Genomic DNA, 25,012 nt, shown 5'->3' on the forward strand with positions numbered 1-25,012 from the left:
GTGATGATCATCACAGGTGGGGTATGGCGCTCGCGGGATGATCATGGTGTTAGCTGGCAACCCACTAGACCTATGGCCGTACAAATACCGGGGACTTGAGGGCGAAATCGGGGGATACCCGGGAATGGGGATTCCCGGACGCCGCCGAGGGGCGAGCCTTTCCTCATCCGGGTCGCCGCGCTTCAGCCGCGCCGGGTTCTCATGGCGGGCACTGCCCACACCGGGACCGAATGCTCCGGCGGTGAGCTCGCAACCGGCACCGCCCTGACCAGAGCCCCGTCTTCCGGCCGACGCTGCACTGGAAGGTTCGACATCATGACCTCGCGCCTACGTCCCCTGTTCGTCGGGGTCGACCGCTACGTTCTGCGAGCCTGCGGCATGCGCGGCATCCCCGCAGTCGTCGTCTACGGCCCGTACTGGAGGGACAGCGGGCTCCCGGACCTCCCGGACTGCGTCACTCCCGTCTTCGTGGAGAACGAGTGCAGTGCCGAGGCGGTGCTGACCGCACTCACCCGGGCCGGCCTCGGCGAGGAACGCTTCGCCTCCGTGACCACCACGAACGAGTACGCGCTCATCAACGTCGCCGTCCTCGCGCAGGCTCTCGGCTGTCCGGGGATCTCGCCGGCCGTGGCGGTCCGCTTCCGCGACAAGCACCTTCAGAAGGAGGCCGTGCGGGCCCGGGGCATCCCGACCGCCCGGTCCATCGTCCTGGAGGACATCCACGACGACGAGATCCCCGAGCTGCCGTTCGAGGCGGGCGTCATCAAGCCCGTCACCGGAGCCGCGACACGGCAGACGGCCACGGTGCGCAGTACGGACGAGTTGCGCCAGGCCGTGCGCCGTTTCCGGTCGGAGGGAGGCTCCGCGCGCACCTTCGTGGTGGAGGAGTTCCAGCAGGGGGACGAGTGGCTGGTCGACGGTGTCGTACACGACGGAGAGATCCGCTTCCTGTCCGTCGCGGAGTACACCCACACCTGTCTGAGCGTGGTCGAGTCGCAAGCGACGATGCAGGACCGCCGGTTCGACTCCGCGACGGAGGCGTGGGCGTTCCGGCTGGCGGAGCCCGTGGTCCGCGCGGCGCTGGAGGCGCTCGACCTGACCGACGGCATCTTCCACATGGAGCTGTTCCACCACGAGGGTGAGGTGTCCTTCAGCGAGTGTGCCGCGCGACGAGGCGGTTTCGTGCAGGAGCAGGTCGAGTGCAAGTTCGGCGTCGACCTCGGCGATGCCGCGCTGTCGCTGGCGCTCGGTGAAGCACCGGACGTGACGGTCAGGGAGCGCCCCGGGATCGTGGGTGGCACGTACATCACGTCGCCCCCGGGCGTTCTCTTCGGAGTACCGTCGCAGGACGAGGTCATGAGCCTTCCCAACGTCGAGTACGTGCTGCTCGGCCACCTGGTGGGGGCTTCGCTGCCGGTGTCGACCTCCGACACCACCAAGCGCGTCGGCGAGGTCGTGATCACGACCGAGACGCTCGAGGAGTTCCACAAGCGGTCGGAGGAGGTCCTGGCCTGGTTCGCCGACCGCATCACGGTCATCCCGGCCGGCACGAAGGGCAGGGATCTGCACAGGATGCAGTCCGCCCTCGGGTACGACACCCGGCTCATGTCGACCTACCGGCGCGAGGACGGCTGACGGCCGCACGGCTGACGGCCGCACGGCCGCCGGCCGTCCGGTAGTCGCCGGACGCGGCGGCCGCCGCAGCGGACACGAGAGGTGCCGGGGCGTCGCCCCGCCACCCTCCTGCCGTGCAACGCCCGCGCACGGCCCGGGAAACGACGCGGCCCCGGTCCGACCGAGGCCCGACCCGGCGCCGTGCGGCAGGCCGGTCTCCGTATCGGCCCTGATCGCCGCCCGGTTCGCCGTCGGACGAGTGGGCACCGCGTCCTCTCCGGCAAGGACCTCGGACCGACTGCGCCTCTCCGCCCCCTGTAACCCACTCATCTGCCGCGGAGCAGCGCCCCTGCACCCCGGCGCGCCACTTCGAAGAGCGAGAAGACCCCTTTGTCGACCACCGACACGCCTCAGACCCGGACGGCCACCCCTCGGCGCCTCCTGATGTGCCCGCCGCAGCATTTCCACGTGACGTACTCGATCAACCCGTGGATGGACCCGGCCAAGCCGGTGGACAGTTCGCTCGCCCACGCCCAGTGGTCGGAACTCAAGAACCTCTACGAGAGCCTGGGCCACACCGTCGAGGTGATCGATCCGCTTCCCGGTCTCCCCGACATGGTGTTCGCGGCGAACGGTGCGACCGTGATCGACGGCCGCGTGCTCGCGGCCAGGTTCCGGCACGTGGAGCGCACCGCGGAAGGCCCGGCGTACCTGTCCTGGTTCGTCGAGCACGGCTACGGCGACGTCCACTGGCCCGAGCACATCAACGAAGGCGAAGGCGACTACCTGCTGGTCGGGCGCACGGTGCTGGCCGGCACCGGCTTCCGGACCGACCCCCGCTCGCACGCCGAGGCCCAGGAGTTCTTCGGGCTTCCGGTGATCGGGCTGACCCTGGTGAACCCCGAGTTCTACCACCTGGACACCGCACTGGCCGTTCTCTCCGACACCGAGATCATGTACTACCCCGAGGCGTTCACCCCTGGCAGCCGGAGCGTCCTGCGCGAGCTGTTCCCCGACGCCATCCTCGCCACGGCCGAGGACGCCGCGGTCTTCGGCCTCAACGCGCTTTCCGACGGCCGCCACGTCCTTCTCCCGGACGCCGCCGTGCACCTCAAGCAGCGTCTGAGGGAACGCGGATTCGAGCCGATCGGAGTCGACCTCAGCGAACTCCTCAAGGCCGGCGGCAGCGTCAAGTGCTGCACGCTCGTCCTTCGCTGACCCGAACAGTGCCGGAGCCCCGGGCCGTCGGCTCGGGGCTCCCACACGCGTGTGCGCTCTGACGGGTGCAGGCCAGGCGGCGACTGCCGGCCCTGCTCCCGCTCACAGCGTCGACCACGACATCGGCTACCGGTGGCGGAAGGTTGTCACATGCTCCTGAGGGCGGGTTCGAGGTCGGGCTTGCCGGCCGGCGGCTGGGGGACGTCGTGATGCCTGAACAGTTTGCTGGGCCACCACATCCATCGACCCACGTCCAGGGTCAGCGCGGTGACCAGCACCGAGCGGACGATCATGGTGTCCAGCAGCACGCCGAACGCCACGGCGAACCCGAGCTCGGCCGCGAACACCAGCGGCAGCGAGGCCATCGCCGCGAAGGTGCCGGCCAGCACCAGACCCGCTGAGGTGATCACACCCCCGGTGGTGGACAGGCCCAGCAGCGCGCCGCGCCGGGTGCCGTGCAGCAGCGCCACTTCGCGCACCCGGGTGACCAGGAAGATGTTGTAGTCGATGCCCAGGGCGACCAGGAACACGAACGTCAGGAGCGGGAAGGAGGCTTCTGCGCCGGCGAAGTCGAACACGTGGTTGAACACCAGGCTGCTCACGCCGAGGGCCGCTCCGAACGACAGCACCACCGTTGCCATGAGCAACAGCGGCGCGACGATCGCCCGCATCAGCAGCGCGAGGACGAGGAGTACCACCACCAGCACGATGGGGATGATCACCTCGGAGTCGCGGGCGGCCGCTTCCCGCGTGTCGAGCATGATCGCCGTGCTGCCGCCGACCTGGGCATCCGCGCCCTCGATCTTGTGGACCGCGATTCTGACCTGCTCGACGGTGCGGATCGCGGTCTTGCCGCTGGGGTCGTCCTCGAGTTCCCCGAGCATGATGACCTCGCCGTCCTTGACCATCGGCGTCGAGACACCGACGACTCCCGGTACGCCGGACAGCGCGGTCCTCACCTGCTCCGCCGAAGCGGCCTTGGCCACGACGACGACGGGGTCGCCCGACCCGGCCGGGAAATGCTCGGACTGGATCTTCTCGCCGACGGCCATCTGCGGTGTGCCGGTGAACTGGTCCTTGTTGGACAGTCCGTCGGCCTTGAGCCCGAGCATCCCGATCGCCATGACGCCGAGGACGAGCGTGGTGCCGATCCACACGATCCGCGGCCGGCGGGAGACGGCGGTGCCGACCCGGGTCCAGATGCCTTCCTTGGCCGACTCGGCCGATCCGTACGACGGCTTCACCGGCCAGAAGATCCAGCGGCCGCAGATGACCAGCAGGGCCGGCATCAGGGTGACCATGGCGAGCAGCCCGACGAGGATGCCGACGGCACAGGCCGGCCCGAGCCCCTGGGTGGAGCTGAGAGTGGCCAGCGTCAGCAGCATCAGGCTGACCGCGACGGTCGCGGCGCTGGCGATGATCGCGGGACTGGAGCGGTACAAGGCCTCTGCCATCGCCTCGTGCCGGTCCTCGTGCCGCAGCAACTCTTCCCGGTACCGCGAGATGAGCAGGAGTGCGTAGTCGGTGGCGGCGCCGAACACCAACACTGTCAGGATGAAACTCGTCTGCTTGTTGACGACGAGTCCGGCATTCTTCGCCAACAGGTAGATCACCGCCTCCGACGTGACCAGGGCGACGCCCACGGTCAGCAGTGGCAGCAGTGGCAGCAACGGGCTGCGGTAGGTGAGCAGCAGCATCACGACGACCACCAACGCGGTGATCGTTGTCAGGGCGCCCCCTCCGCTGAATGCCTTGATCGAGTCGGACGCGTAACCGCCCGGTCCGGTGACGTGGAAGCCGAGACCGTCGGCGTTCTCCTCGCCGACCTTGATCATCGCGTCGACGGTCCTGCCGATCCTTTCCCAGCCCGTCTTGTCCTTGTGGAGCTGGACCACGGTCTGGATGGCCCTGCCGTCCTGGGCCTTCAGCGGTCCCTGTGGCTGCCCCACAACGTTTTCCATGCCCTTGAAGGCTTCGGCGTCGGCTTGGGCCTCGGCCATGTCGGCAGCGGTGACGCCCTCGGGCCGGTCGTAGATCACGATCGCGGGCACGGTATCGGCACGTCGGAAGTTCTCGGCCCGGTCCACGACCTTGGTCGACTCCGCGTTACCGGGCAGCCAAGCCGAATTGTCGTTCTCCTCGACGTCGCCGAGCCGGCCGGCCAGCATCAGGACCGGGATCAGCAGGGCCGCCCAGAGCGCGAGGACGACCCACTTCCCCACTCTTCCACCGGGCAACGAAGCCAGTCTTCGCATCATGTTGATTCCTCAGTGCTCAGTGTTCGGTCGACGTGAGAGCTGGCCGGGATGGGCGAAGGTGCAGACCCGAGCGGGGTGGGTCAGGCGGGGTGGGGGACATCGTGGGCTCTCCCGTCGCGGATGCATTCCGCACTACGAGCGATTCAGAGCCCAGGAATGTGAGGCCCGCTCCCCGGAATGTGATCCACGCCTCATCGGCGAGCGCACCGCCACCGGCTGACCGACTGCAGCCACGGAACGCGAAGAGCCCCGCTGTAAGCAGCGGGGCCGGCGAAACGCGGCTGGACGACAGAACGCAGAAGACCCCGGCCGGTTTCCCGGTCGGGGTCTTCAAGTGCCCGGTGAGGCACTGGCGGAGGATACGAGATTCGAACTCGTGAGGGGTTGCCCCCAACACGCTTTCCAAATGTTCGTACGGGGGTCCGGTGGGGGTCGTGGGTGTCCTGACCTGCGGCGGAGCGTTCGGGGTGGGCCCGTCCGGACGGGCCCGGACAGGGGTGAATGAGACCAGGACTGAGACCGTGAAGGTCACTTGCCGACGTCAGGCCCGTACCACTGGAGGGCTTGCCCGGTGACGGCGGCGATGCACTCGAAGTCGCGGTCGCGGTGCAGGAGCGTGAGGCCCTGGAGCTCGGCGGTGGCAGCTACCACCAGGTCGACCGCCCCTGCGCTGCGGTGCTGACCTCTTTTGGTCAGGGCTTCCTGGACCTGCCAGGCCCGGCTGTATGCCCGGTCGTCCACGGGGACCCACCCGAAGAGGGGACGCAGGTTCTCGATTCCCTGCGCGCGGTCGTCGGCGGAGCGGGCGCTGTAGAAGAACTCGAGTTCGGTGATCGGGCAGGTCGCGATGAGACCCGCCGCTGCGGCCTGGTCCCATCCGTACTGCTCGGCGTCACCGCGCAAGAGCCGGGCGAGGGCGCTGGTGTCGATGAGGAACTGGGCCGAGTTCACCGACGGTAGTTTCTCTTGTCTTCGAAGAGCTCAAGATCGAAGGCCCCCTCGCCTGCTGCCGCACGGAGGCGCGTGAGTGCGAGTGCTCTGCGCCGGTTCTCCAGTACCTCGCGCAAGGCGGTGTTGACGGTCTCCTTCTTGGTGCCCGTGCCGAGGGCTCTGGCCACCTCGGCCAGCAGTTCGTCGTCGAGATCGATCACTGTGCGACTCATCGGTGCACCTCGCTGTATATCTATAGGTGCACCTAGTATATCAATGGTGATGCATGAAGGTGGCGGGAAAGGGAACGCCCAACAGCGACGCTCCCACCGAGCGCTACGCGCCCCGGGGCTTCAGCCATGCCCCACTGGCATGACCTCATGGATGCGCGAGAGGGTGAAGGCACGCTCGGCGTCCCGAAGGTGGCACCAGGCTTCGAGGTAGGGCGGGTCGAGGTCGAGGCGGCTGAGGGTACGGACGGTGGGGCTTCCCGAGGCGGCGACGTAGGCGACCCGGATGGCCGTACCGGCATCGATGGCGTGGGCGAGTTGGCGGACATCGGTGTACGTCAACTGCTTCGCGTACCCGGCGACAATCTCTTCGGTGTCCGTATGGAAGGGGCCCCCGGTCCCGAAGGGGTCGGGCTCCGGAGCCGTCAGCGGGGCGGTCAGCAGCCGGGCGGCCATGGCGCACGAGTCGACGGCTGCCGATGCTTCCGCCGCTCGGTGCGCCGTGCGTTCGGGGCCCGTTCGCCCCCTGGTCTTCCGCAGGGCCGGAATGGCGGCGGCCCTTTGGGGCGGGACCTTCTCGATGCGTACGGTTCCGTCAGCGGCCTCGGCGACGGGGGCATAGCCCTGGGCCCGTAGCGCGGCGAGGGTCTGGTCGGGCGGGCTGCCGCTGACGAGCACGGTCGGGGCGAGTTGCCGCAACCCGAGCGCGGCAAGCCCCCGGTGGGCGGCGAGTTCGGCCAGGAGGGCCGGTTCCTCGCCGTGGACGACGCAGGCGGCGGGGGCGATGCGCACGTGGCCGTGTCGGCGAGCCGTGTCGGCGATGAGATAGGACAGAGGCTGCGGCAGGGCCCCGCCGGCGATGGCGGTCAGCTCGGCCGAGATCTCGTCCGCTGTGCGGCCGGCGTCCAGGGCCAGGCGGACGCTGTCCGCGCTGAACCGCCACACGGAAGCTGTTCCGCTGACCTCCCGGTCGGCGGTCGAATCCAGGAGTTCGGCGACACGTACGGACGGCATGCCGGCGATGACGGCCGTGAGGTCGCCGCCGAACCGGGCCGTTCCGGTGGCCTCGGGCAGCAGCCGCCGGCAGGCGGTGGTCAGCCCTTCCGTGTCATCGGCCAGCAGAGCGGCACCGAGGGGAGAGAGTGCGCCTCGGGCGATGACACCGAGCAACTCGGCCTCGCGGATCGCCGCGGCGAACGGTGTCTCGTCCTGGGTGGACGGGTGGGCGAGCGGACGGTGCCATGTCACCAGCGGGACCAGGTCTGTGGCGACCTTCACGCCCTGTCCTTCCGGGAGCATCGCCGCCGCGGCGAGCAGCCCGTGTCGAGCCTGCAGGCAGCCGTCGCAGGGAGGCGTCCCGACCACCGCCGGCAGCGCCTTGTCGTCCTCGTCGCGGGCCTGGGAAGGGGTGAGTCCCAAGCTCCACCATGCCTGAAGCAGCTCCGCGAACCGTTCCGCGGGTTCCTGCGCCGTCCAGGTGTCGTATTCCTCGGTGGGTGCGACGCGGTCGCCGTCGACCGCCAGCAGCCCGGCCGAGTACGCCGTCTCCAGGGTGATGCGTACGACAGCGCCGTCGGCCTGCGCCGCCTTGGCGATTCTGGCCAGTTCACGTGCGCCGATCCCACCGGACTTGAGCTTGGCCGGCGGAGCGGACGAGGAGGCGGACAGGACCGAGGCAGCCTGTGCCGCGAACGCCGCAGCCGCCGCCATCGACTCCCGGTCCACCTCCACGGCGGTGACGGACACCGGCTCCGCGACGGGCGGGAAGGGCTCGAACGGGGCCGACCAGCCGGGCCCGCGCAGCGCGAGTGTCACCTCGGCGGGCATACGGGCCTGCCCGTACCCATGGCGGTTCCGGACCAGGAGTCCCCGGTCCAGGGCCCATCGCTCGCCCGGGGAGTCGGCCCCGGGGGCTCCGAACACGACGAACTCCGTGTGTCGCGGTGCGGACTTCGCCCGGCGCTCAAGCAGCCGGCGGGTGGCCGAAGGAGCCTTGGCGATCACTGCGGCGACGCGTTGCTGATCGCCATGGTGTTCCAGGACGGCGGTCGTGCGCTGTTGCCGCGTGCCGGGCGGCTTGATGCCCAGTGCCACGAGCATGCCGCGCAGCTCCTCGGAGGTCACACCCTCCAGCAGCTCGTCCAATGGAGCGTCAAGACCCAGTGGCGCGTCCCACGCCTGCCGCAGCGGTGCGGCCATGGCGAGCTTCCCATCGCCGTCCGGCCAGACCAGAGCGTGATCGGCCAGAGCCACCAGCACGCCGTCCAGCGCCCGAGCGACGGTGGGCGCCGTCGCTCCCAGCGCCCTCGCCAGGTCGCCGCGCGACAAGGGCGTTCCCAAGGCGGCCAGGGCCTCGGCCACCTGGAGGTACGGCAGGGCCAGCTGCGGCAGGACGAGCGCGACCGAGCCGGGCCGCAGAAGGCGTTCCGCCAGCTCCTCCATGGAACGTGGCTCCGGTGGCGCCACGGCGTCCTTCCGTATCCCGAGTACGCGTGCCAGCCGCGGGGCGTCGAGGCCGGCCAGCCAGGCCGTCAGCGTGGATCGGGACGTCATGGGGAACACCTCGCGAGGCCGGGAACACGGCTCGGGCCGGAGCAGGCCCGGGCGGAGCCAAGGATGGCGCATTCGACGGGTTCTCCGTCGGCACTCGGTGGGGAGTTCACCCACGGAGACCGAGCTGCTGATGAGCCGGATCGCGCATGACCCCGGCACGGTGCGCGAAATGTCGCGAATGCCGGAGATGAACGAGACTGCAAATGAGACCAGGGCATGCCGAAGAACCCGGCCGCTGGAGCGGTCCGGGTTCTTCGTTTCGCCTGTTCAGGCGGCTGCGGAGGATACGAGATTCGAACTCGTGAGGGGTTGCCCCCAACACGCTTTCCAAATGTTCGTACGGGGGTCCGGCGGGGGCCGTAGGCGTCCTGACCTGCGGCGGAGTGCTCAGGGTGGTGCCGTCTGGACGGGGCCGGACGGGGGCGAATGAGACCAGAACTGAGACCGGGCTGGTAGGGGTTCGCCCGGATCCGGCCTGCTTGATGGCCGGCCACTCTGGGCTTGTCCCCAGGTATGGGCCCGCGGACCGCTTCGTGGAGGAGCCGATCATGAGTACTGCCCCGAACATTCCGCTCCCGCCCCGTCGGCCTGAAGATCCACATCCGCTGCGGACGATTCGGGAGATTCGGGAGTCCTTGCCCGAGCAGCAGCTCGGGCATTTCGACGCCGAACTCGCCGACACCGACATCGATGCCCTTCCGGAGATGCTTCATCGCTGGGCCACCCTCGGCAGTGACGGATTCCTTGAGCGGCTTGCGTCAGCCCCGTTCGAGGGTCTGGAGTTCGGGCAGCGCTCGTACGATGACGCGGCGGGTGGCGAGTGATCTATCTTCTCGACACCAACGTGGTCGCCGAGATCACCACTCGGCCGAAGCCCGCTCCAGCCGTTGTCGCCTGGGCCCGTTCGGTCCCGGCCACCGGCCTCTACCTGAGTGTCATCACGATCGCGGAGATCGAGGCGGGCATTGCGCAGACAGCGGACCTGGTGCGGCGTGCCGCTTTCGAGCGGGCGCTCGACGGCATCCGCGATGACTGCAGCGCCCGGATCGCGGCCATCGGAGAACGCGAGGCCCTTGCCCACCTCTCCCTGCATCGGAAGCTGAAGAGCGCCGGGACCAGCATCGATCCACCGGATGCGCTGATCGCCGCCACCGCCTTGGCGAACGGGTGGACTCTGGTGAGCCGGAACATCAAGCACCTGGCCCGGACCGGCGTGCTCTTGCTCAACCCGTGGGAGTTCGGGGGCTGAGCCGAGGCCGGGTGTGCGTGCCCTCTTGAGGTCTGGCTCGGGGAAGATCCGCGCCGGGGCGCGGGGTGCCGCGGAAGACCTGGCTGGTGTGCCAGGAGCGGTGGGCCTTCGCCACGGGGCGGACGCCCCGCTGTGGGCCGATGAGGGGGCGCCCCGCGAGTGCTATGACGTGCTCGCGGGCTACGGGGCTGCGGCCGACGAAGTGCTGCGAGACGAGGATGCGGTGGCCGTCACCTACACCGAGGACACCCCTGTCGAAGAGCTTGTGGTGCAGCGAGCACAGGCAAAGGCCGTTGTCGACGTCATCCGGGCCGCCGAACGCCCACCATCGCACGTGCGCGGCCTCCAGCCCGACCGGCACCGCCCCGATCCGTCCGTCGTAACCGCAGAAGGCGCACTGGTACTCGTAAGCCGTCAGCACCTGCTCCCGCATCCTCCGGTCCCTCTGCCGCTGCACGGACGACAGCCGCCCGGACTCCGCCGGCTCCAGCTCCAGGCCGATCGCCTCGCACAGTTCGCCGTGGAGGGAGGGCGGGAAGTGCAGGTCGAGCAGTACGTGCGCCATCCGCCCCAACAGCGACGGCTCCCGCCGCAGGGCTGCCCGCAGCTCCGGCGCAAGCCGCCCCGAAGCCCCGGCCGCCCGGAGCTCCCGCACCGCGCTTCCGGGACTGCCGGGTCCGCGGTTGGTGCGCACTTCCCACACCCCATCGCTGACCAGGTGGTGGAAAGGGTAGGCGGGCGTCGTCTTGTTGGGTGGACCGTACTCGGCCAGCAGCTGCTTCAGGTCCTCCTCCACCGCGCTGTAGACCAGCTCGCCGTCGCCATCCTGCTGAAACCGGCTGAGGGCGTACAGGAAGAGCAGCGGCTTGTGCGGAGCCCGCGCCCCGCCCTGGGTCCACTGCCTCAACGTTGCGGTCCGCTCCAGCCAGTCCATGACCGGCGATCGTAGTGACCGCTGACCCGGACGTGCGCGCACATGCGCCCGAAGCCTTGCCGACATGGTTGTGGATGATTAGTAAGCGAATGTCCGAAGTAAACGAGACTCCAACTGAGACCACGGAACGCAGAAGACCCCGGCCGGTTTCCCGGTCGGGGTCTTCAAGTGCCCGGTGAGGCACTGGCGGAGGATACGAGATTCGAACTCGTGAGGGGTTGCCCCCAACACGCTTTCCAAGCGTGCGCCCTAGGCCACTAGGCGAATCCTCCGGTCGGAACATTACATGACCGAGGAGGGTGCTCGCGAACTCGCTTCGATCGAGGTCCGGGGGAGGGCCGATCGGGGTCGGAGCGGATGACGGCCCCGAGGGGGAGTGGGTCGAGGGGGTCCCGGCATCGGGTACGCTGGGCGGAGCCCCTCACGCGGCGCTATCTGACTGAACTCCCCCAGGGCCGGAAGGCAGCAAGGGTAGGTTGGCTCTGGCGGGTGCGTGGGGGGCGCTTGCGTTCCCGGGTGGCGTCGCGATGTGCCGCCCTCTCCGGTGGCGCCGCGACGTGCCGCTTCTGCTCGGCCCCGGCCCTCCGGCTTGGCCCCCGGCCGGTCCCGCCGCCTCCGCCCGGCCCGTTCCGGCATCCCCCGGCCCGTTCCGGCTGCGCTTCGGTCCGGTTCGACCCGGCCCCGGTCCGGTTCGACCCGGTCCCGGCCCGGTGGTTTTTCCCGGGTTGTCGGTGGGCGCCTATAACCTCGTATACGTGTCGTCTCTCGCGCTCTACCGCCGCTATCGTCCCGAGTCCTTCGCCGAGGTCATCGGGCAGGAGCATGTCACCGACCCGTTGCAGCAGGCCCTGCGGAACAACCGGGTCAATCACGCGTACCTGTTCAGCGGGCCCCGTGGGTGCGGGAAGACGACCAGCGCGCGGATCCTGGCCCGGTGCCTGAACTGCGAGCAGGGTCCGACCCCGACGCCCTGCGGGGAGTGCCAGTCCTGCCGCGACCTCGCGCGGAACGGGCCGGGTTCGATCGACGTCATCGAGATCGACGCCGCGTCCCACGGTGGTGTGGACGACGCCCGTGACCTGCGGGAGAAGGCCTTCTTCGGGCCCGCCTCCAGCCGGTACAAGATCTACATCATCGACGAGGCCCACATGGTCACCCCGGCGGGCTTCAACGCCCTCCTGAAGGTGGTCGAGGAGCCGCCGGAGCACCTCAAGTTCATCTTCGCCACGACCGAGCCCGAGAAGGTCATCGGGACCATCCGGTCGCGGACCCACCACTACCCCTTCCGGCTCGTGCCGCCCGGCACCCTGCGGGGCTACCTGGGCCAGGTCTGCGGGCAGGAGGGCATCCCCGTCGCGGACGGCGTGCTGCCGCTCGTCGTGCGCGCCGGCGCCGGGTCCGTGCGTGACTCCATGTCCGTCATGGACCAGCTGCTCGCCGGCGCCGCCGACGACGGTGTGACATACGCCATGGCGACGTCCCTTCTCGGTTACACGGACGGGTCCCTGCTCGACTCGGTGGTCGACGCCTTCGCGTCCGGGGACGGCGCGGCCGCGTTCGAGGTCGTCGACCGGGTCATCGAGGGCGGCAACGACCCCCGGCGGTTCGTCGCCGACCTCCTGGAGCGGCTGCGCGACCTGGTGATCCTGGCCGCCGTGCCGGACGCCGCCGAGAAGGGGCTCATCGACGCCCCCGTCGACGTCATCGAGCGCATGCAGGCCCAGGCGTCCGTCTTCGGCGCCGCCGAGCTCAGCCGCGCCGCCGACCTCGTCAACGCCGGCCTGACCGAGATGCGCGGCGCCACCTCGCCCCGGCTCCAGCTGGAGCTGATCTGCGCGCGCGTGCTGCTGCCCGCCGCCTTCGACGACGAGCGTTCGTTCCAGGCGCGCCTCGACCGGCTGGAGCGGGGGGTGGCCGCCGGGTCCGGGCCCGCGCCCGTCTACACGCCCGGACCGCCCGCGCCCGCCCTGGGGTACGTGCCCGGGCCCGAGGCCCACACGCCGATGGCCCCGCCGCCGCCCGCCCCCGCCCCCGTACAGCAGCCCGCTCCGGCACCCGTCCAGCACGCCCCCGCCCCACAGGCCCCGGCGCCCGACTCCGTACAGGCCCAGCCCGCCCCGCAGGCGCCCGCCTCGCCCCGGCCGGGGGCCTGGCCCGGAGCCGCCGCGCCCGGCAGTGGCGCACCCGGCGCCTGGCCCGGTGCGGCCGCCCCGGCGGCCCCGGCCGCGCAGTCCGCTCCGGCCGCCCCCGCGCCCGTACACGCGCAGCCCGCGCCGCAGGCCCCGGCTCCCGCCACCGGTGGCGGGGGTGACACGGCGCAGGTGCGGAACCTGTGGCCGCAGATCCTCGACGCCGTCAAGAACCGGCGCCGCTTCACCTGGATCCTGCTCAGTCAGAACGCGCAGGTGGCGGGCTTCGACGGCACCACCCTCCAGCTCGGCTTCCTCAACGCCGGCGCCCGGGACAACTTCGCGAGCAGCGGCAGCGAGGAGGTCCTGAAGCAGGCCCTCGCCGAGCAGTTCAACGTGCAGTGGAAGGTCGAGGCGATCATCGACCCCTCGGGCGGCGCCTCGCCGCCGCCCGCCGCCGCCAACTTCGGCGGTGGCCGCCCGGCCGCCCCCGCCTTCCAGCAGAGCCCCGCCCCGGCCTTCCAGCAGGCCCCGCCGGCCGGCTCCGCACCGACGCAGTCCGCCCCGCCCCCCGCCTTCCCGCAGGCGTCCGCCCCCGCTCCGGCGCAGGCCCCCGCCCAGGCGTACGCGCCGCCCGCGCCGCAGCCCGTGGCGCCCGAGGACGACGTGCCGGAGGAGGACGATCCCGACCTCGTCGACTCGGCCCTCTCGGGGCACGACCTGATCGTGCGCGAGCTCGGAGCCACCGTTGTGGAGGAATACACGAACGACTAGGGCCGTCTCGCTCGGTGGCCCGCACAAGGGGCATCCCGCCCCGCGGGCTACTCTGGCTGGCGTGAAGGTCCTCGTCATCGGCGGCGGCGCCCGCGAACACGCCCTGTGCCGCTCTCTCTCCCTCGATCCCGACGTCACCGCTCTGCACTGCGCGCCCGGCAACGCCGGAATCGCGGAGGTCGCCGAGCTGCACCCCGTCGACCAGCTGGACGGCGACGCCGTCGCGCGCCTCGCCACCGAGCTCGGCGCCGAACTGGTCGTCGTCGGCCCGGAGGCCCCGCTGGTCGCCGGCGTCGCCGACGCCGTCCGCGCGGTCGGCATCCCCGTCTTCGGCCCGTCGCGGGAAGCGGCGCAGCTGGAGGGCTCCAAGGCGTTCGCGAAGGACGTCATGGCGGGCGCCGGGGTGCCCACCGCCCGCAGCTACGTCTGCACCACCCCCGAGGAGATCGACGAGGCGCTCGACGCCTTCGGCGCTCCGTACGTCGTCAAGGACGACGGCCTCGCCGCCGGCAAGGGCGTCGTGGTCACCGAGGACGTCGAGCAGGCCCGGGCGCACGCCCTCGCCTGCGACCGCGTCGTCATCGAGGAGTACCTCGACGGCCCCGAGGTCTCCCTCTTCGCGATCACCGACGGCGTCACCGTCCTCCCGCTCCGGCCCGCGCAGGACTTCAAGCGCGCGCTCGACGGCGACGAGGGCCCGAACACCGGTGGCATGGGCGCCTACTCGCCGCTGCCCTGGGCCGACCCCAAGCTGGTCGACGAGGTCATGGACACCGTCCTCCAGCCCACGGTCGACGAGCTGCGCCGCCGCGGCACGCCGTTCTCCGGTCTGCTGTACGCGGGTCTGGCGATCACCGGTCGCGGTGTCCGGGTCATCGAGTTCAACGCCCGCTTCGGCGACCCCGAGACCCAGGTGGTCCTGGCCCGTCTCCGGACCCCGCTCGCGGGCGTCCTGCTGAACTCCGCCAACGGCACCCTGGACGACCAGGCGCCGCTGAGCTGGAGCGACGACGCCGCGGTCACCGTGGTCGTCGCCTCGCACAACTACCCGGACACCCCGCGGACCGGCGACCCCATCGAGGGTCTGGACGAGATCGCGGAGCAGGACGCCCCGCACGCGTACGTCCTCCACGCCGGCACGAAGCGGGACGGCGACGCGATCCTGAGCGCGGGCGGCCGCGTCCTCTCGGTCACCGCGACCGGAACGGACCTGGCCGAGGCCCGCGAGCGCGCGTACGCGGCGGTCGGCCGTATCCGCCTCGACGGTTCCCAGCACCGTACGGACATCGCGCGGAAGGCCGCCGAGGCCTGATTCCCCGCGGCGACACGCCGTTCTTCGTGCGGCCGTGCGGTGAACCGTACGGCCGCACGAGCGCCATCACCTTTGCCCAAAGCCATTCCATCGAGTGACGGCTCGGCCATCCGGATGACGGCCGCCACCGCCCCAACTAGGGTGCGGCGGAGGCGTTCCGGCACTTGGCCCACCGGCATTGCGATGTCTGTGGCGGGTGCCACAGTGGGGGAGTGAGCAACACCGCCACAGGCAGTCCCGACGAGGGCAGGAGGGGGTGATGTACGGCGTGTCCGGTACTGGTGCCGTTGTCGGCGAGGAGTGGGGTGCGCGCGCCGCGCGCTCCCGGGCCCTCGCCGTTCTCCGTGTCCGCGGCAGGGCCCTGGGTCTGGCGGTGCTTCCCGCCGCGGTGGCCGTCGTCCTGTACGCGGGCGGGGTCACCGACCACTTCACCGGGTCCGGCTGGGACACCGCCCGCTGGGTGGTGACCGTCCTCGCGGTCCTCGTCCTCCTCGCCGCCGCGGCCGTCGCCCTCGTCGTCGCCCGTGCCCGCCCGGCCGCCACACCCACCGTGGAGCTCTCCGAGACCGCGGCCCCCGATCTGTACCGGCTCGTGCGGGACCTGGCCGACCGCCTCGACGTCCCCGCTCCCTCCGCGATAGCCCTGACGCCGGACTGCGACAGCTGGCTGGAGGACCGCACCCACCGGGCCCACCGCAGGCACGGCGCGCACGGCGTGCACGGCGCCCGCGGCGCCCGCCCGGACTCCGACGAGGGCGGCGCTCCCGTCCTCGTCATAGGCTCGCCCTTCCTGTGGTGGATGCGGGTCGCCGAACTGCGCGCGGTCCTCGCCCCCGTCGTCGCGGGCACGGGACCGGCCGCGCACCCGGACATAGCCGCCGCCCGCCGCTTCGTGCGCGGTCTCGACGCCGCCGTCGCCGTGCCCGAGACGCCCGGCCTCGACCCGCTCCGCCGGCTCGGCGCGCACGGCGTCGGGCAGGTCGCCCGGGTCCTGCTGCGTGCCTGCCGCGGACACGCCGCCGAGATGGAGCGCGGGGTCGCCGTCGCCGGCTCGGAGCGCGCCCAGGCCGTGGACTACGGCGTACGGATCGTCGCCCAAGAGCAGGTCGGCCTGGCCTACGCGGGCTGGGACCGGCTCCTGACCCGGGTCGCGCTGCCCGCCTGGCGCATGGGCCGCTGGCCCGCCAAGCTCGACGCGGGTGTGGTCTCCGCCCTGACCGAGCTCTCCCGCCGCGACCGGCTCGCGGACGCCTTCTCCTCGCGGCTCGGCGAGCGACCGGCCTGCGACCTCCTGGAGGAGCCGGGCGCGGTCGACGAGGCCACCTCGCTGCTCGCCGCCCGCCTCTTCCACGGCGGCCCGGCCGAGCCCGGCCCGGACTGGTCCCCGGTGGAGTGGAGCCAGTACCCGGAGGAGGTCGTCGACCGGAAGTGGCGCACGGACGCGGCCCGTCTCCACGAGGTCCTCGACCGGCTGGGGGTGGCCGAGTCGGCCACCGGCTCCTCGTCCGCCTCCGGGGGCCCGACCCTGACCCGGGTGATCGCCCACCTGTCCGCCGCCCCGACGACCCCCGACGCCGTCCTGCCGGAGGCCCTGGAGTCCCCGGAGTCTCGGGAAGCCCCGGGGGCCCCGGATGCCCCGGAGTCCCTGAACGGCCCGGAGGCGACCGAGCTCCCCGCGGCCCCCGTCGACTTGGACCCCGGTGACGTGGACCCTGCCGACTTGGATCCCGACGACTTGGATCCCGACGACATGGATCCCGACGACGTGGACGCCGTCGGCAATCCCGCCGCCGAGGCCCTGGCCGCCGTGCTCAGTGCCCGGGTCGCTCGCGACGAGGCCGAGCGGGAGGGGCGCGTCGCCGCCGCTGCCGAGAGCGCCCGGGGCCGGAAGGCCGACTCCGCCCCGGACCCGGCCGCCCCGCACGTGGCCGTCAGCGGCCCCGACGGCCCCCTGCCGCTCTTCCCGCTCCAGCCGCCCCGTACCGGCCGCGACCTGCTCGCCGACCACGTGACCGCGATGGTCTGCTGCGCGGCCGTGGACAGCGCCGAGGCCACCCCCGGCCTCGACTGGCTCGACGGCCCCGTCCTGTTCGTCGGCGGAGCGCGCGCGGCGGACCTCGGCCCCGGGGTCCTCGCCCTCGTCGAGGACGGCGACCCGGAGCCCCTGCGCGCCTGGCTCGCCCGCACCGGGGTCCGCCCGGAGAAGCCCGTACGCCTGGTCTGAACGAGCCCGGAACCGTCGCGGAACCCGCCCAGGAACCGTCGCGGAACCCGCCCAAGAACCGCTCCCGAACCCACCCCGGAACGGCCCCGGAACCGCCCCGTCCCGGAGCCCCGGCTTCCACTCTCGCCAATTCACGACGAACGGTGACGGAGTGAGTGCGTTATGTGATGTGCTGGAGACCGTCACTGACAAAGGCAAGAACCAGAGGCACCGAGCCAGCCGACCGGGGGAGTCGAGGGAGGGGCGCAGCATGGGGGCCGAGCAGATCAGACGGTGGGAGTCCGGCGCGCTGGCGCACGCCGTGAGCGATCCCTTCGGTCAGGGCCCGCTGCCCTGGCTCCGCGGCTCGGAGAACTACTTCGACGACACGGGGCAGGTGGTCCCCTGGTACGCCGACGAGGTCCTGGCCCGCGGCGGCAGCGGCGGCCCGCGCACGGCCGACGACGTCCGCCGTCAGATCAAGGGCTTCGCCTCTGCCGGGGCCGTCGCACCGGGCGAGTCGATCGACTTCCACATCACCGTGGACCCGCCGCAGCAGTTCCTGGTCGACGTCTACCGGATCGGCCACTACGGCGGCGACGGCGCCGCGAAGATCACCACGAGCCCGCGGCTCTCGGGGATCGTCCAGCCCGCCCCGCTCACCGCCGACCGCACGGTCTCCTGTCACCACTGGTGGCAGTCCTGGCGCCTGCAGGTCCCGTCGTACTGGTCGATCGGCGCGTACGTCGCCGTCCTCACCACCGCCGACGGCTACCGCTCCCACATCCCCTTCACGGTCCGCGACGGTCACCCGGCGGACCTCCTCCTCGTCCTCCCGGACGTGACCTGGCAGGCGTACAACCTCTACCCGGAGGACGGCCGCACCGGCGCCAGCCTCTACCACGCATGGGACGAGGAGGGCCGGCTGCTGGGCGAGGAGGACGCGGCCGTCACCGTCTCCTTCGACCGCCCCTACGCGGGCGCGGGGCTGCCCCTGCACGTCGGCCACGCCTACGACTTCATCCGCTGGGCCGAGCGGTACGGCTACGACCTGGCCTACGCGGAGACCCGCGACCTGCACGCGGGCCGGGTCGACCCGAGCCGCTACCGGGGCCTGGTCTTCCCGGGGCACGACGAGTACTGGTCGGCGCCGATGCGGCGGACCGCCGAGCTCGCCCGCGACCAGGGCACGTCCCTCGTCTTCCTCTCCGCCAACACCATGTACTGGCAGGTGGAGTTGGGCCCGTCCCCGTCCGGGGTGCCGGACCGCCTCCTCACCTGCCGCAAGCGGCGCGGCCCCGGCCGCCCCGCCCTCTGGCGCGAGGTCGACCGGCCCGAGCAGCGCCTCCTCGGCATCCAGTACGCGGGCCGGGTGCCCGAACCGCACCCGCTGGTCGTGCGGAACGCCGAGCACTGGCTGTGGGAGGCCACCGGAGCCGGCGACGGCGACGAGCTCCCGGGTCTGGTCGCGGGCGAGGCCGACCGCTACTTCCCGCGCACGGCGCTCCCCGAGCACGAGGGCCGCATCCTGCTCGCCCACTCGCCCTACCGGGACGGCGACGGGGTGGTGCGCCACCAGGAGACCTCGCTCTACAGGGCGCCGTCCGGGGCCTGGGTCTTCGCCTCCGGCACCTTCGCCTGGTCTCCGGCGCTGGACCGGCCGGGCCATGTCGACGCCAGGGTCCAGCGCGCCACCGCGAACCTCCTCGACCGGATCTGTAAGAGGGACTAGGGGCGTCTTACCCCCAAGGGCAAGACACCCGAGGCAAGACACCCTGAGGGCCGCCGCGGGGCCCGGCGTCGAACCCGTGTCCCCGTGCGAGAGAATCGGACACGCTCCTGGATCAACCTACGCGGAGGAACCGTGTCCGGATTCGTAGAAAAGCCCGAGCCTGTCCAGGTCCCGGGCCTCACCCATCTCCACACGGGCAAGGTCCGCGACCTGTACCGGAACGAGGACGGGGACCTCGTCATGGTGGCGAGCGACCGCATGTCCGCGTACGACTGGGTCCTGCCGACCGAGATCCCCGACAAGGGCCGGGTCCTCACCCAGCTCTCCCTGTGGTGGTTCGACCGGCTCTCCGACCTGGTCCCGCACCACGTCCTCTCCACCGAGCTCCCGGCCGGCGCCCCCGCCGACTGGGCCGGCCGCACCCTCGTCTGCAAGTCGCTGAACATGGTCCCGGTCGAGTGCGTCGCCCGCGGCTACCTCACGGGCTCCGGCCTCGTCGAGTACGACGAGTCCCGCACGGTCTGCGGCCTCGCGCTCCCCGAGGGGCTCAGCGACGGCTCCGAGCTGCCCGCCCCGATCTTCACCCCGGCCACCAAGGCCGCCGTCGGCGACCACGACGAGAACGTCTCGTACGAGGAGGTCGCCCGCCAGGTCGGCGCCGAGACGGCGGCGCTGCTGCGCCAGACGACTCTCGCCGTGTACGGCCGGGCCCGTGACATCGCCCGCGACCGCGGGATCATCCTGGCCGACACGAAGTTCGAGTTCGGCTTCGAGAGCACCCCGGACGGCGACCGTCTCGTCCTCGCCGACGAGGTCCTCACCCCGGACTCCTCGCGCTTCTGGCCGGCCGACCAGTGGCAGCCGGGCCGCGCCCAGCCCTCGTACGACAAGCAGTTCGTCCGGAACTGGCTGACCTCCCCGGCCTCGGGCTGGGACCGCAAGAGCGAGACGCCGCCGCCGCTGCTCCCGCAGGAGATCGTCGAAGCGACGCGCGCCAAGTACCTGGAGGCGTACGAGCTGCTGACCGGCAGGACCTGGTCCGACAGCTTCTAGGGCACGAGAAAGCCCCCCGGTCGGATCGACCGGGGGGCTTCTTCATGGAGCGGACGACGAGATTCGAACTCGCGACCCTCACCTTGGCAAGGTGATGCTCTACCAACTGAGCCACGTCCGCATGCGCCGTAGCGCGGGGCCAACTATACCCAACCTTTCGCCTGTGCGAGACGCACCGCCGTGTGACGGTTCTCGGCGCCGAGTTTCGCGGCGGCCGAGGAGAGGTAGTTCCGGACCGTCCCGGGGGAGAGCGAGGCGCGCCGGGCGATCTCCGCGACCGGCGCCCCGTCGGCGGAGAGTTCGAGGACCTCGGCCTCCCGGGCGGTCAGCGGGGAGTCCCCCGCGGCGATCGCGTCGGACGCCAACTCCGGGTCCACGTAACGGTTTCCGGCGTGCACGGTACGGATGATCTCGGCGAGCCGCTGGGCGCTGACGGTCTTCGGGACGAAGCCGCGGACGCCGGCGGAGAGGGCCCGCTTGAGGTGCCCCGGCCGGCCGTGACCGGTCACGATCATGGTGCGGCAGTCGGGCAGTTCGTCCCGCAGGAGCGTGGCGACCGTCACACCGTCCGCGCCCGGCATCTGCAGATCGAGCACCGCGACGTCGGGGCGGTGGGCCCGGGCCATGGCGAGCGCCTCGGGTCCGGTCGCGGCCTCGGCGACGACGACGAGGTCGTCCTCCAGGCCGAGCAGCGCGGCGAGCGCGCCGCGGATCAGATGCTCGTCGTCGGCGAGCAGGACGCGTACGCGGACGGGCACGGTCACCGGTTCGCCTCCGTACGGGAGGCGGGGGAGGCGGGGGACACGGGGGAAGCGAGGGACACGGGGGAAACGAGGGACGTACGGGGCATGGCGGACGTACGGGACCCGGGGACCCGGGCCGTCACCCGGAACGTACCGCCGTCACCCGGCCCCGCCTCCAGCGTCCCGCCGACGGCCGCGAGCCGCTCCCGAAGCCCGGCCAGCCCCGACCCGGGCGCGCCGCCGGGTCCGGAAGGGCTCCCCACCCCGTCGTTCTCCACGGTCAGCAGCACCGCACCCTCCTCCTCGCGTACGGCGATCGCGCAGCTCCGCGCGTCCCCGTGCCTCAGTACGTTCGTCGTGGTCTCCCGAACCACCCATCCAAGCGCCGACTGCACCTCGTCGGGCAGTACGAGCCCGGGGGAGCCGAAGGGGGAGTCGACGGCGCAGTCGATCCCGGCCGCGTCGAGGACACCCCGCGCGCCTTCCAGCTCCACCCGCAGGTCCGCCTCGCGGTAGCCGCGTACGACGTCCCGTACTTCTCGCTGGGACTCCCGGGCGATGCGCTGCACCTCGATCATCTGGTCGACGGCCTCCGGGCGTTCGCGCCGGGCGAGCTGCACGGCGAGCTCGCTCTTGAGGGCGATCACCGAGAGGTTGCGGCCCATGACGTCGTGCAGGTCGCGGCCGAAGCGGAGCCTTTCCTCGGCGACCGCGAGCCGGGCCTTCAGGTCGCGGGAGCGCTCCAGCTCCCAGACGATCTTCATCAGCCAGGCGGAGAAGCCGCAGGCGGCGGCGAGGCCACCACCACTCAGGGTGATCCCGATCGCGTAGCCGAGGCCTTCGCCCGGGTGGAGGCCCATCGCCACGACGGCGCCGCCGGTCGCGAGCCCGGCGGCCGGGACGACGTACAGCATGCGCCGGGGCCTGCTCGCGCAGAGCACGAGGCCGCCCATGGCGAAGGTGACCAGGCCGGTGACGACGGCGGCGGCGATCGAGGGGTCGTCCAGCACGCCCGTGGCCCGCAGCGCGAGCACCGTCAGCGAACCGCTCGCGGTCAGGAGGATCATCGCGGTCGCGAGCCTGACCGGCCGGTCACGCCGGTCCAGGGCCCAGTCCAGGGCGCGTGAGGAGAGCACGGCGTTCAGCACGGCGTGCGCGCAGACCAGCAGCGTCAGCGCGAGCCCGAGGGGGGTGGCGAGCGGGTTGTACCGGGAGTTCGAGACCGGTACCAGGCCGATGGCGGCGATCTCGATCACCATGAAGAGGTGGAAGCTCCACCGGGTGTACAGCTCGACCTTGGCCGCACTGTCGCGCCGGCTCCACCACCCCGTCAGCCTGGACACGCGCCCGGACTCCCTTCCGTCCCTCATTCACCTGCGGGGTTCCCAGCGGAACCACTTGCGGACAGCAAACACGGTGAGGACGCCCCAGGCCAGAGTGGTGAGCGCGGCGGTCATGAGGTCCCTGGTGTCGCCGGCGCCGAGCCACCCGGCCCGGACGAACTCCATGACTCCGCTGAGCGGCAGCAGTCGGGCGATGTTCGCGACCGGGTCCGGAAGGACGTCGAGCGGGACCATCAGCCCCGAGCCGATGGCCGAGATCAGGAAGAACGGCAGGGTGGTGAGGCCCGCGCTCTCGACGTTCCGCGTGATGGCGGTGGTCGCGGCGGCCAGTCCGGCGAGCAGGATGATCGCGGCGAGCAGGCCGAGTACGAGCAGGTCCGGCCGCTGCGGCGCGGGGACGTCGAGGACGAGGGAGCCGCCGACGGTGAGGACGGCGCACTGGATGAGCGCGATGGCGGCGGAGGGGAGTGCGGCGCCGCCGAGGATCTCCAGGTCGGTCGCCTCGCCCGTGCGCAGCCGCTTGAGGACGAGTTCCTCGCGCCGGGCCACGAGGGCGGAGACGAGGCCCATGTAGACGACGAGGACGAGGACCAGCCCCGTCCCGCCGATGAGGGTGGTTCCCGCCATGCCGCCGGGCAGCTCGTCCGCACCCATCTGTCCGAGCGAGGACCGCAGCGCGAAGATCATCATCAGCGGCATCAGGAGGGCGATGAAGAGATTGTTCTTGTTCCGCCCGAGGAGGGTGAGCTCGGCCCGTCCGAGCGAGGTCATCCGGCGTGCGGTCGCGTTCATCGGGCGGTCTCCAGGTCCACGTTCCGGTCCGTGTCCAGGTCCGGGGTGTCGTCGGTGCGGGAGGCGATCTCCAGGAAGGCCTCTTCGAGGGAGGCGGACCGGGCGTCGAGCCCGTCGAGCCGTACGTCGTTCTCCCGCGCCCAGCCGAGGAGCGCGGTGAGGTCGTCCTGGAGGGATTCGGTACGGATCTCCACCCGCCCGGAGTCCTCGGCGGCCCGCAGGTGGAGCGGGAGGCGCCCGGCGGGGACGCCCGCGGGGAGGGTGAAGCGGATGCGGGCGGGCCGGGCGGCGGTGACCTGGGCCGGGGTGCCGGAGAGGACGATCCGGCCGGCGTGCATGATCGCGAGCCGGTCGGCGAGCGTCTCGGCCTCCTCCAGGTAGTGCGTGGTGAGCAGCACGGTGGTGCCGCCGTCGCGGAGGGCCCGGACGAGTTCCCAGGTGTCGCGGCGGCCCTCGGCGTCGAGGCCGGTGGTCGGTTCGTCGAGGAAGAGGACCTCGGGGCGGCCGAGGAGGGCGAGCGCGAGGTCGAGCCGGCGCCGTTCGCCGCCGGACAGCTGCTTGACCCGTACCCGTTCGCGGCCGGTGAGGCCGGTGGCGGCGAGGGCTTCTCCGGCGGGGCGGGCGTTGCTGGTGCAGCCCGCCCACATCCGTACGGTTTCGGCCACGGTCAGATCGCCGGCGAAGCCGCCCTCCTGGAGCATCACACCGATGCGGGGGCGGACGGCGGACCGTTCGCGGTACGGGTCGTGGCCGAGGACGCGGGCGGTTCCGGAGCTGGGGGCGGCGAGACCCTCCAGGAGTTCGACGGTGGAGGTCTTGCCGGCGCCGTTGGTGCCGAGCAGGGCGAAGATCTCGCCGCGGGGGACGGTGAAGGAGATGCCGCGCACGGCCTCGAAGCCGCCGGAGTAGTCGCGGCGCAGGCCTTCCGCTTCGATCGCGTTGGTCATGTGTCCAGGCTTCCGCCGGACCGGGCGGTCCGGCAGTGCGCGCTGTCATCGCCGCGTCTGACAAATGTCATGGGCGCGGGCCCCGGGCGGGTCTGCGCGGACAAGGGCCTGCGCGGACACGGGTGTACGGGAACACGACGAAGGCCCCGGTTCCAGAGAACCGGGGCCTTCGACTTCCTGAGCGGACGACGAGATTCGAACTCGCGACCCTCACCTTGGCAAGGTGATGCTCTACCAACTGAGCCACGTCCGCATGCTGCCGACCGACTTTCATCGGGCGGTGCGAGCACCACTCTACCTGATGCACCGGAGTGCTCGGTAATGCGATGCAGAGCGGGTGACAGGAATTGCACACTGCGCCTTCCCCCTGGAAGGGGGATGTTCTACTACTGAACTACACCCGCACGCTGCGTGAGGTTCGGCCCTGCGGCCTCGCCCCTCGGCGTGTTCCAGACTCTATCGGATCATGGGGGGTGGAATGCAAATCGGCTCAGCTCGCGGCGCGGAAGGCCTCGTAGACCCGCTTCGGGATGCGGCCCCGGGCGGGCACGTCCATCTTGTTGGACTGGGCCCAGGCGCGGACCGCCGCCGGGTCGGGTGCGAGCGAGGTGTGGGTGTACGTCGCGGCCGAGGGGCGCCGGGCCGACCCGATGCCCGACCCGATCGAGGCCCCGCCTCCGGTCGCCGCTCCGCCCCTGGCTCCGGCCGACCGCTTGCGGCCGGCGGCGAGGTAGGGGGCGAGGGCCTTGCGGAGTTTCTTTGCATTGGCAGCATTCAGGTCGATCTCGTACATCTTCCCGTCGAGACCGAACGCCACCGTTTCAGCCGCTACTCCGCCGTCGATGTCGTCGGAGAGGGTGACCACCACACGCTGAGCCACGGATATCGGTCCTTTCCTGCGGCCGCCGGGGTCGTGAGGGCGCTTGTGACGCCTCTGACGTGCGACGATGCCGAACTTACGGCTGTGTCGGGGCAATGCTGTTTTCCTCTGCATTCCT

19 protein-coding genes, 4 tRNA genes and 1 other RNA gene are annotated in these 25,012 nt (G+C 71.5%); 10 read left to right on the top strand and 14 right to left on the bottom strand.

Annotated elements, in window-relative coordinates:
* Nucleotides 1–315 precede the first annotated feature (315 nt).
* A complete protein-coding gene (locus OG361_RS21160) occupies nt 316–1,635 on the top strand; it encodes an acetyl-CoA carboxylase biotin carboxylase subunit family protein (protein ID WP_405855770.1) in 1,320 nt (439 codons plus the stop codon).
* A gap of 369 nt (nt 1,636–2,004) precedes the next feature.
* Nucleotides 2,005–2,832: a dimethylargininase gene (ddaH, locus tag OG361_RS21165; RefSeq protein WP_405855772.1), complete on the top strand. Its 828-nt coding sequence runs from the start codon at nt 2,005–2,007 to the stop codon at nt 2,830–2,832.
* A 146-nt stretch (nt 2,833–2,978) separates the two neighbouring features.
* On the opposite strand, the gene OG361_RS21170 is transcribed toward ddaH, so the two are convergent.
* The 4 genes from OG361_RS21170 to OG361_RS21185 form a co-directional block, all read right to left on the bottom strand.
* Nucleotides 2,979–5,090, bottom strand: a complete 2,112-nt coding sequence (locus OG361_RS21170) for an MMPL family transporter (protein ID WP_405855774.1) — start codon at nt 5,088–5,090, stop codon at nt 2,979–2,981.
* Nucleotides 5,091–5,618: 528 nt separating this feature from the next.
* Nucleotides 5,619–6,041, bottom strand: a complete 423-nt coding sequence (locus OG361_RS21175; protein ID WP_405855776.1) for a PIN domain nuclease — start codon at nt 6,039–6,041, stop codon at nt 5,619–5,621.
* Nucleotides 6,038–6,253 carry a type II toxin-antitoxin system VapB family antitoxin gene (locus tag OG361_RS21180; protein WP_405855778.1) on the bottom strand — a complete coding sequence of 72 codons (216 nt, stop codon included), beginning with the start codon at nt 6,251–6,253 and terminating at the stop codon, nt 6,038–6,040. Before OG361_RS21180 ends, OG361_RS21175 begins: the two co-directional genes overlap by 4 nt.
* Nucleotides 6,254–6,373: 120 nt before the next feature.
* Nucleotides 6,374–8,803, bottom strand: coding sequence for a helicase-associated domain-containing protein (locus OG361_RS21185; RefSeq protein WP_405855780.1), 2,430 nt, complete (start codon nt 8,801–8,803; stop codon nt 6,374–6,376).
* A gap of 548 nt (nt 8,804–9,351) precedes the next feature.
* Between OG361_RS21185 and OG361_RS21190 the strand changes: the two genes are divergently transcribed.
* On the top strand, nt 9,352–9,627 hold the full coding sequence (locus OG361_RS21190; RefSeq protein WP_405855782.1) for a hypothetical protein: 276 nt from the start codon (nt 9,352–9,354) through the stop codon (nt 9,625–9,627).
* Complete coding sequence (locus tag OG361_RS21195; RefSeq protein WP_405855784.1) at nt 9,624–10,052, top strand: type II toxin-antitoxin system VapC family toxin; 429 nt, start codon at nt 9,624–9,626, stop codon at nt 10,050–10,052. The genes OG361_RS21190 and OG361_RS21195 overlap by 4 nt, the downstream gene beginning before the upstream one ends.
* Here the strand turns inward: OG361_RS21195 and OG361_RS21200 are convergent.
* A complete protein-coding gene (locus OG361_RS21200) occupies nt 10,027–10,986 on the bottom strand; it encodes a phosphorothioated DNA-binding restriction endonuclease (RefSeq protein ID WP_405855786.1) in 960 nt (319 codons plus the stop codon). The genes OG361_RS21195 and OG361_RS21200 overlap by 26 nt on opposite strands.
* Before the next feature lie 184 nt (nt 10,987–11,170).
* A tRNA-Ser gene (locus OG361_RS21205) sits at nt 11,171–11,258 on the bottom strand.
* 140 nt (nt 11,259–11,398) lie between these two features.
* Here OG361_RS21205 and ffs point away from each other — a divergent pair.
* From ffs to OG361_RS21235, 6 genes are all read left to right on the top strand, one after another.
* Nucleotides 11,399–11,497: signal recognition particle sRNA small type (gene ffs, locus OG361_RS21210), an RNA gene on the top strand.
* A gap of 244 nt (nt 11,498–11,741) precedes the next feature.
* Nucleotides 11,742–13,889 carry a DNA polymerase III subunit gamma and tau gene (locus OG361_RS21215; RefSeq protein WP_405855788.1) on the top strand — a complete coding sequence of 716 codons (2,148 nt, stop codon included), beginning with the start codon at nt 11,742–11,744 and terminating at the stop codon, nt 13,887–13,889.
* A 61-nt stretch (nt 13,890–13,950) separates the two neighbouring features.
* A complete protein-coding gene (purD, locus tag OG361_RS21220; protein ID WP_405855790.1) occupies nt 13,951–15,201 on the top strand; it encodes a phosphoribosylamine--glycine ligase in 1,251 nt (416 codons plus the stop codon).
* Between the two features lie 259 nt (nt 15,202–15,460).
* Nucleotides 15,461–17,425, top strand: coding sequence for a hypothetical protein (locus tag OG361_RS21225; RefSeq protein WP_405855792.1), 1,965 nt, complete (start codon nt 15,461–15,463; stop codon nt 17,423–17,425).
* Between the two features lie 250 nt (nt 17,426–17,675).
* Nucleotides 17,676–19,136: a N,N-dimethylformamidase beta subunit family domain-containing protein gene (locus tag OG361_RS21230; RefSeq protein WP_384571647.1), complete on the top strand. Its 1,461-nt coding sequence runs from the start codon at nt 17,676–17,678 to the stop codon at nt 19,134–19,136.
* Nucleotides 19,137–19,268: 132 nt separating this feature from the next.
* Nucleotides 19,269–20,189, top strand: coding sequence for a phosphoribosylaminoimidazolesuccinocarboxamide synthase (locus tag OG361_RS21235; RefSeq protein WP_384576231.1), 921 nt, complete (start codon nt 19,269–19,271; stop codon nt 20,187–20,189).
* Between the two features lie 45 nt (nt 20,190–20,234).
* On the opposite strand, the gene OG361_RS21240 is transcribed toward OG361_RS21235, so the two are convergent.
* The 8 genes from OG361_RS21240 to OG361_RS21275 form a co-directional block, all read right to left on the bottom strand.
* A tRNA-Gly gene (locus OG361_RS21240) sits at nt 20,235–20,310 on the bottom strand.
* A 22-nt stretch (nt 20,311–20,332) separates the two neighbouring features.
* Nucleotides 20,333–20,953 (bottom strand): response regulator, encoded by a 621-nt coding sequence (locus OG361_RS21245; RefSeq protein WP_405855795.1) that lies wholly within the window; start codon nt 20,951–20,953, stop codon nt 20,333–20,335.
* A complete protein-coding gene (locus tag OG361_RS21250) occupies nt 20,950–22,275 on the bottom strand; it encodes a sensor histidine kinase (protein ID WP_405855797.1) in 1,326 nt (441 codons plus the stop codon). The genes OG361_RS21245 and OG361_RS21250 overlap by 4 nt, the downstream gene beginning before the upstream one ends.
* Before the next feature lie 27 nt (nt 22,276–22,302).
* Nucleotides 22,303–23,067, bottom strand: a complete 765-nt coding sequence (locus tag OG361_RS21255) for an ABC transporter permease (RefSeq protein ID WP_405855799.1) — start codon at nt 23,065–23,067, stop codon at nt 22,303–22,305.
* Nucleotides 23,064–24,014, bottom strand: coding sequence for an ABC transporter ATP-binding protein (locus OG361_RS21260; RefSeq protein WP_405855801.1), 951 nt, complete (start codon nt 24,012–24,014; stop codon nt 23,064–23,066). The genes OG361_RS21255 and OG361_RS21260 overlap by 4 nt, the downstream gene beginning before the upstream one ends.
* Nucleotides 24,015–24,194: 180 nt before the next feature.
* Nucleotides 24,195–24,267, bottom strand: a tRNA-Gly gene (locus OG361_RS21265).
* A gap of 79 nt (nt 24,268–24,346) precedes the next feature.
* A tRNA-Gly gene (locus OG361_RS21270) sits at nt 24,347–24,418 on the bottom strand.
* A gap of 86 nt (nt 24,419–24,504) precedes the next feature.
* A complete protein-coding gene (locus OG361_RS21275) occupies nt 24,505–24,894 on the bottom strand; it encodes an Lsr2 family protein (protein ID WP_405855803.1) in 390 nt (129 codons plus the stop codon).
* Nucleotides 24,895–25,012: the final 118 nt, after the last annotated feature.

Source organism: Streptomyces sp. NBC_00090 (assembly GCF_045160815.1).
Classification (GTDB): Bacteria; Actinomycetota; Actinomycetes; order Streptomycetales; family Streptomycetaceae; genus Streptomyces.